Here is a 6,861-nt window from a genome sequence, read left to right as displayed (position 1 = left end):
GCCGTGGTCTACTTCAACAGAATCGAAACCGACCGGCAGGCACAGGCTGTAGCTTAAATATCCCCGAAAACTGTCCAAGGAACGCGGAGTAGCTTAATATCCCAACGGCAGCGCATCGTCTGCACTGCCCAACCGACCGGGTCACGACTATGATCCTGAAACTTCATACCCCCCTGCGCCGCGATGTCGGCTGCGACAGCAGGTTCCGGGCATTCCGGGTACACCTGCCCACTCTGCGCGAGGCGATCTCCTGCCCTGTCGATGGGGCGGTGCCACCGGGAACGGCGGCTCGAATGATCGGCGTCGACATCCGGACACTGCGCGCCCTGATCAGCCGGGCATGTGTGGAAAGCGTGATGGCGATCGAACCCCAGAGTGGGTGGCTTCGCTGGTATATTTCAGAAAACAGCCTAGAAGAGTTTCGGCGAACCTACATCACCGTGACCCAGCTGGCCGCGCGAACCCGCCGCAACTCCGGCGCTGAAGCCATCATCCAGGCCGACCGCGGCATTGCGCCCCTGCCGCTGCACGAGCGATGTCAGACCATCTACCGCTGCGCCGATATCGGCTGATCGAAAGCAGAGGGCCGGCGTTCACCGGCCCTTTTGCTTTGCCGAGGTGGGACAAACTATGTGGCGAAAATGGACGGGCGCATGCGTCATTCAGAAAGTGGGTATTTGATTTCATTGGTTTTTTCGACGCGATAATGGAACATCTACGTGGCACTTTTCATCACTGAAATACTTTCATGTGGCTGGGCTGTGAACTCAGCAAGCATTTTGTCTCCCGCATGTGGCGCGACTGCCTGCTGCGCATTGTCGATCAGCGGTCGGGTGAACTTCTACCGGATCCGCCGACAGCCTGTTAAGTGTGTCTGGCCCGGGCTTCGAACGCTGTCGGGCAGCAATGACCCAAAGTCGCGCCGCCAACGCAGATGTCAGCGCGTTCGAATTGACCGATGCACATCGCGCGCGTCTGATTGCCGGCAAGATAAACTTTGCGGGCTGTCCGCTCGACCTTTCCCACCGCCAGGAGCACCCCGACTGCAGGCCTCGTCATGGTCACACGGGCCAGTTGCGGTCTTATGGCTGGATCTCTGACCATTTCCGCAAAGTGCCCAGACTTTTGCCGCAAGGCGCGTGGAGCAGAAGACCGGAAATACCGAAGAAATTCTCAGTGTGGTGGTACGACGAAACGAACCTATGGGGGGCGATTGCCGGGCCAATCCCAAGCCGGTCCGCCATCGCAGGACAATGTTGATGGCCGATAGCGATGCGAAGATGTGCCGCGGCCAGACCGCGATCAGTGGGTCCAGGCACCTCGGCGGTTGGTGGCGAAGTTTTCGCCGTAACCAAGCTGGCGGATATTGGGCTTGCGGGTATTCGGGTCCGCGATGACGAAATCAATGCCACGCGCGCGGGCGTAATCTTCGGCGGCTTCGCGTGTGTCGAAGCGCAGCTTGACCTGGGTATTGGTGTCGGTGGTCGAAGTCCAGCCCATCAGCGGATCGACCTCGCGCGCCGAATCCGGGGCAAATTCAAGCACCCAGCCCTTGGTCTTGGCTGTGCCCGATTGCATGGCGTTGCGGGCGGGCTGATAGATGCGTGCGCGCATGGCTGACTCCGTGGAAAACCTGTGGTGGTTATTTGCGAAAATCGGCGCGGAGGCAAGGGGCGAGGGCAGGCTGCGCGGAGAAGCGGGGGAAAACGGCTGGTCCGAGTTAACGCTTGGTTAGGGATGCTGCGTCAAACTGGGTTCATGGACCATTTTCTGACCCTGATCGCGCGGGGAATCACCTTGCTCTTGCTTGCGGCCTGCGGGGCGCAGCCAGCCCCTGTGATGATGGGGGCGAAACGGTTTGCGGTGCATGTCGACGGGCGCGATTATGTGTTGTTTCTGCATGGCAATCAGGTGGAGGTGATACGCCTTGGCTGGGCCGGGCGCGGCAGCCATCAGGCGATCCGCGCCACCATGATCGATCTGGTGCCGCGCCTGACCGGGTGCCACCTTGTGCCCTCGACCGTGCAGGGCGACAGCGGCGAGATGCGGGGCCGGGTCACCTGTTCGACGGCCCGACGATGAGAAGTTTGTAGCCGGCATAGGCCCCGGCCGCGCCGAACATGATGCCCCAGGCCGGTGCGCCATTGATGAATTCAACCGTGGCCCAGGCCAGCGGCACCAAGGTGGTCAGCCAGCGCGTCACGGCTTTGCGAAAGAACGGGTGATCGGGGTCTAGGAAGCCTATGGGTTTTGTCATGTCCGATGTTACGCTGTTCCGGCAGGGTCCGGGAGGGGCCCTGACAAGGCAAGGGAGGATCGCATATGCCAGAGATCACGTCCAGCTTTCGCGGCCAGACCGTCATCACCACCTTCGAGGTGACACCCGGCACCGCCCATGATCTGATGGAGGCGCTAGAGGAGGCGTTTGACAGCTTCATCCGGCATCAGCGGGGCTTTATCTCGGCGGGGCTGCACATGAATGACGCGCGCACCCGCATCGCCAATTACTCGCAATGGCAGCAGCGCGAGGATTTTCAGGCCATGCTGCGCAGCCCGGAAATGCGCGAACGCACCCGACTGTTCGGCACGCTGTCCCGCAGTTTCGAACCCGTGATGTATGAGGTTCAGGCCGTGTTCTGACCGGGCAGCGGCAGCAGCACCTGCGCCGCCGCGCGCCGGAATGCCCGGGTCAGCGGGGCCAGCGCCGGTGCGGTGCGGCGCGCGAACTGCCAGTGCAGCGCAACATCCAGCGGACGATCTGCGCGCAATTCGATCAGTCGCCCGGCGGCGAGATGCGCGCTGACCAAAGGCCACGGGTTCATCCCCCAGCCAAGGCCCGCAAGCGCCGCATCGACAAAGCCCTGAGACGAGGCGATGCGATGCGTCGGGAACACGATCCCCGGTCCGCATTCGCGGCGCAACCAATCATGTTGCAGCGTGTCGAGGTCAGAATATGTCAGGCCGGGCGCTGCGGCCATGCCCTGCCGTGTCACGCCATCTGGCAGCCAGTGCTGCAGGAAAGCGGGGCTGGCGGTTGCGATATAGCGCAGCAGCCCGAGCGGGACGGTGTCACACCCCTGAAGCGGGCCGGGATGCGAGGTGATCGCGCCTGCCACCTCGCCCCGACGCAGCCAATCCTGGCTGACATCCTGGTCGTCGATCACGATATCGAACAGCAGCCCTGGCACCGCGGCCAAGGCAGGGATCACCCATGTCGAAAGGCTGTCGGCATTGACCGCGATACGCAGCGTGGCCGGTTGCGGATCGGGCAGGGGCAGAGCCGCCTCCAGCAGCATCACCTCATCAAAATGCTGGATCAGGCGCAGGCCGGTGTCCGTCGCTGTGCAAGGCTGGCCGCGCCGGACCAGCAGCGCGCCGATCCGATCCTCCAGCCCCTTGATGCGTTGCGACACCGCGGAAGGGGTGACGCCAAGCTGCGCCGCCGCCAGATCAAAGGCACCGCGGCGATGCACGGCCGCAAGGGCCGCAAGGGCGGGATAGTCCAGCATTAGACATTCTTATCTAGTTGAAGAAACATTAATTGGATTGTCCTGTGCCGCGCGGCTAAGTCAAGTCAAAGCCAGCTGGGGGGTGCCATGTGGGATGCGGTGATTGCGGGATATCTGGTTGGGCTCAGCCTGATCGTCGCCATCGGGGCGCAGAATGCCTTTGTGCTGCGGCAGGGACTGCGGCGTGAACATGTGCTGGCGGTGGTCCTGATCTGCGCCTGCTCTGACGCGGTGCTGATCGCCGCCGGGGTCGGTGGCTTCGGGGCCATCGCCCGCGCCGCGCCGTGGTTTGGCGAGGCGATGCGCTGGCTCGGCGTGGCCTTTCTGACCGTATATGGGGCCCTGCGGTTTCGCGCCGCCTGGGCCGGTGGGGCGGCGCTGGTGCCGCAAGGGGCGGGGCCGGTGCCGCTGCGCCGGGTCGTCATCATGTGCCTGCTGTTCACCTGGGCCAACCCCCATGTCTATCTGGATACGGTCGTGTTGGTGGGGTCGATCTCGGCGCAATATGCCCCGCATGAAATGGCCTTTGGCATGGCGGCGGTCGCGGCCTCGTTCAGCTTCTTCTCTGCCCTTGGCTTTGGTGCGCGGTTGCTGGCCCCGGTCTTTGCCAAGCCGCGTGCCTGGGTCATGCTGGAAATCGTGGTGGGCTGCGTGATGTGGGTGCTGGCGGCAGGGCTGGCCTTTGGCGGTTGAGCGCGGCATTGCGGCCTGTCTTTGCGGCCGGCCCCCATGCAGAGGTGGCGGCGGCCAGGAGATTGGGCGCGGGGCTCGTTCCAAACGGCCATGAGCTGGTCCGGCTGGGCCCGCGCATCGATTGCGGGCCGCCAGATGGCTCACCGATTGTGCCCGGCACTAAGCATTGGCTGTGCCCCGCACAGAGCATCGATTGTGCCCGGCACAAAGCGGCGCTTGCACCGCAGCGGGATGCCCGTGCACATCGGATGGATGGTGCAGTCGCAAGAAAACCGGCCCGTGCAGGGCGTGCTGTGGATGCTGGCTTCGGGGCTCAGCTTCGTGGGCGTGAATGGGTTGGTGCGCGGGCTTGGGACAGACCTGCCCGCGGCCCAATCGGCCTTTCTGCGCTTTGCCTTCGGCGTGCTGTTCCTGTTGCCGACCGTCGCGCCGATGCTGCGTCGCGGGTTCCCGCCCGGTGCGCTGACGCTTTTTGGCTTGCGCGGCCTCGTCCATACTGCCGCGGTGATCTGCTGGTTCCACGCCATGGCACGGCTGCCGGTGGCTGAGGTCACAGCGATCGGCTATCTCAATCCGATCCTTGTCACGCTGGGGGCTGCGCTGTTTTTCGGTGAGGTGCTGGCGATGCGCCGGATCCTTGCGGTGGTGGTCGCCATCCTCGGGGCGGGGATCGTGCTGCGCCCAGGACTACGCGAGGTGACGGACGGCCATTTTGCCCAAATGGCGGCGGCATTCTTCTTTGCCGCATCCTACCTTTTTGCCAAACGGCTGAGCGGGTTGGTTCCCGCCTCGACCATCGTCGCCATGATGAGCATCTGCGTCACATTGGGGCTGTTGCCCTTTGCCCTCTGGGTCTGGGTGCCGGTCAGCCTGACGCAACTGGCGGCGCTTGCGCTGGTGGCGGCCTTTGCGACCTCGGGCCATTACTGCATGACGCGCGCCTTTGGCGTCGCACCGATGACGGTGACACAGCCTGTGACCTTCCTGCAGCTGATCTGGGCCACCCTGCTGGGCTGGCTGGTCTTTGGCGAGGGGGTCGATATCTTTGTCCTGCTGGGGGGCGGGGTCATCATCGCCGCGATCAGCTATATCACCCTGCGCGAAGCACACTTGTTGCGACGCACGGTCACGCCCGTCGTGAATGCCACGAAATCTTGAGGAAATTGTCGCCAAGGCGGCGACAATGTCTTAATTCTAACCGAATTACCGGGCATACCAGATGCGGCGATCCGAAAAGGGCGTCTCCAGCAGCAAACCCGGCTCAGAAATGTCGGGCACAAGGGCGGCGATAGGCCGCGAAACGGGCAGGAACATGAAAATAGCGATGATCGGGACAGGCTATGTCGGGCTGGTCTCCGGGGTCTGTTTCTCGGATTTCGGGCATGAGGTGGTCTGTGTCGACAAAGACCCGGCCAAGGTCGAAAAATTGCGCGCAGGTCAGGTGCCGATCTATGAACCCGGCCTGGACCAAGTGCTTGCACGCAATGTCGCGGCGGGGCGGTTGTCCTTCACGCAGGATCTGGCCGAGGCGGTACGCGGTGCGAGCGCCGTTTTCATCGCGGTCGGCACGCCGACGCGGCGCGGCGATGGCCATGCCGATCTTCGCTATGTGATGGCCGCCGCCGAAGAGATCGGTGCCGCCCTTGAAGATTACGCGGTCGTTGTCACCAAATCGACCGTGCCGGTCGGCACCAATCGCAAGGTCGCCGAAGCTTTGGCGCGCACTGCGGGGGATACGCCGTTCGATGTTGCCTCGAATCCGGAGTTCCTGCGCGAAGGAGCCGCGATCGATGACTTCATGCGCCCAGACCGTGTGGTGATCGGGGTCGAGACCGAGCGCGCGCTGAAGGTGATGGCAGAGCTTTACCGCCCGTTGTCGCTGCGCGATTTCCCGGTGGTTTATACCAATCTGGAATCGGCCGAGATGATCAAATACGCGGCCAATGCCTTTCTTGCGACCAAGATCACCTTCATCAACGAGATTGCGGCGCTGTGCGAACGCGTGGGCGCGGATGTGAAGGCCGTCAGCAAGGGCATCGGCATGGATGGCCGGATCGGCCCGAAATTTCTTCATGCCGGGCCGGGCTATGGCGGCAGCTGTTTCCCGAAGGATACCAAGGCTTTGGCCCGGATTGGCCAGGACCATGCCGTGCCGATGCAGATCACCGAAACTGTGATCCGCGTGAATGACGAGATCAAGCATCGCATGATCGCCAAGATCGAGGATCTTTGCGATGGCGTGTTGCGCGACAAGACAATCGCCGTGCTGGGCGTGACCTTCAAGCCGGATACCGATGACATGCGGGATGCGCCCTCGTTGACCATCGTGCCCGCGCTGGTTGGGGCGGGGGCCAAAGTGCGATTGGTCGATCCGCAGGGCCGCCACGAGGGCGAGGCGCTGTTGCCCGGCACGAAATGGGTCGAAACCGCCTATGGCGCAGCCAATGGTGCCGATCTGGTGGTGATCCTGACCGAATGGAACGAGTTCCGCGCGCTGGATCTGTCCAAGCTGGCCCGCAAGATGGCGCATCCGCGTTTGGCGGACCTGCGCAATATCTATGACCGCGAACAGGCGCTTGCCGCCGGGTTCGAGGTCTATGCAGGCGTGGGGCGCTAAGGCCGCGTGACCATCGGGCAGGCGCGCATTGCGCGCGAATGC

General features: G+C 63.3%; 9 protein-coding genes. 6 read left to right on the top strand and 3 right to left on the bottom strand.

The window, feature by feature from the left end; translation table 11 throughout:
• The first annotated feature begins 149 nt into the window (after window positions 1–149).
• Window positions 150–572 (top strand): hypothetical protein, encoded by a 423-nt coding sequence (locus GBJ34_RS04020; protein WP_151717958.1) that lies wholly within the window; start codon window positions 150–152, stop codon window positions 570–572.
• Window positions 573–1,302: 730 nt separating this feature from the next.
• On the opposite strand, the gene GBJ34_RS04015 is transcribed toward GBJ34_RS04020, so the two are convergent.
• Window positions 1,303–1,614, bottom strand: coding sequence for an ETC complex I subunit (locus GBJ34_RS04015; protein WP_151717957.1), 312 nt, complete (start codon window positions 1,612–1,614; stop codon window positions 1,303–1,305).
• A gap of 144 nt (window positions 1,615–1,758) precedes the next feature.
• On the opposite strand from GBJ34_RS04015, the gene GBJ34_RS04010 reads away from it, so the two are divergent.
• Window positions 1,759–2,082, top strand: coding sequence for a hypothetical protein (locus GBJ34_RS04010; RefSeq protein WP_151717956.1), 324 nt, complete (start codon window positions 1,759–1,761; stop codon window positions 2,080–2,082).
• Here GBJ34_RS04010 and GBJ34_RS04005 read toward each other — a convergent pair.
• Window positions 2,057–2,257 (bottom strand): hypothetical protein, encoded by a 201-nt coding sequence (locus GBJ34_RS04005; RefSeq protein WP_226341032.1) that lies wholly within the window; start codon window positions 2,255–2,257, stop codon window positions 2,057–2,059. The genes GBJ34_RS04010 and GBJ34_RS04005 overlap by 26 nt on opposite strands.
• Window positions 2,258–2,322: 65 nt before the next feature.
• On the opposite strand from GBJ34_RS04005, the gene GBJ34_RS04000 reads away from it, so the two are divergent.
• Entirely contained in the window at window positions 2,323–2,640 is a 318-nt protein-coding gene (locus GBJ34_RS04000; protein WP_151717955.1) for an antibiotic biosynthesis monooxygenase family protein, read from the top strand.
• Here GBJ34_RS04000 and GBJ34_RS03995 read toward each other — a convergent pair.
• Complete coding sequence (locus tag GBJ34_RS03995) at window positions 2,625–3,509, bottom strand: LysR family transcriptional regulator ArgP (RefSeq protein ID WP_151717954.1); 885 nt, start codon at window positions 3,507–3,509, stop codon at window positions 2,625–2,627. The genes GBJ34_RS04000 and GBJ34_RS03995 overlap by 16 nt on opposite strands.
• 87 nt (window positions 3,510–3,596) lie before the next feature.
• On the opposite strand from GBJ34_RS03995, the gene GBJ34_RS03990 reads away from it, so the two are divergent.
• From GBJ34_RS03990 to GBJ34_RS03980, 3 genes are all read left to right on the top strand, one after another.
• Window positions 3,597–4,202: a LysE/ArgO family amino acid transporter gene (locus GBJ34_RS03990; RefSeq protein WP_151717953.1), complete on the top strand. Its 606-nt coding sequence runs from the start codon at window positions 3,597–3,599 to the stop codon at window positions 4,200–4,202.
• A 297-nt stretch (window positions 4,203–4,499) separates the two neighbouring features.
• Window positions 4,500–5,360 carry a DMT family transporter gene (locus tag GBJ34_RS03985; RefSeq protein WP_151717986.1) on the top strand — a complete coding sequence of 287 codons (861 nt, stop codon included), beginning with the start codon at window positions 4,500–4,502 and terminating at the stop codon, window positions 5,358–5,360.
• A 154-nt stretch (window positions 5,361–5,514) separates the two neighbouring features.
• Complete coding sequence (locus tag GBJ34_RS03980; protein ID WP_151717952.1) at window positions 5,515–6,819, top strand: UDP-glucose dehydrogenase family protein; 1,305 nt, start codon at window positions 5,515–5,517, stop codon at window positions 6,817–6,819.
• The last annotated feature ends 42 nt before the right edge of the window (window positions 6,820–6,861 follow it).

It is taken from the genome of Gemmobacter serpentinus (assembly GCF_008973825.1).
GTDB classification, from domain to species: domain Bacteria; phylum Pseudomonadota; class Alphaproteobacteria; order Rhodobacterales; family Rhodobacteraceae; genus Gemmobacter; species Gemmobacter serpentinus.
The sequence above is the reverse complement of the archived record's forward strand: the minus strand, read 5'-3'. Positions and strand labels throughout refer to the sequence as shown.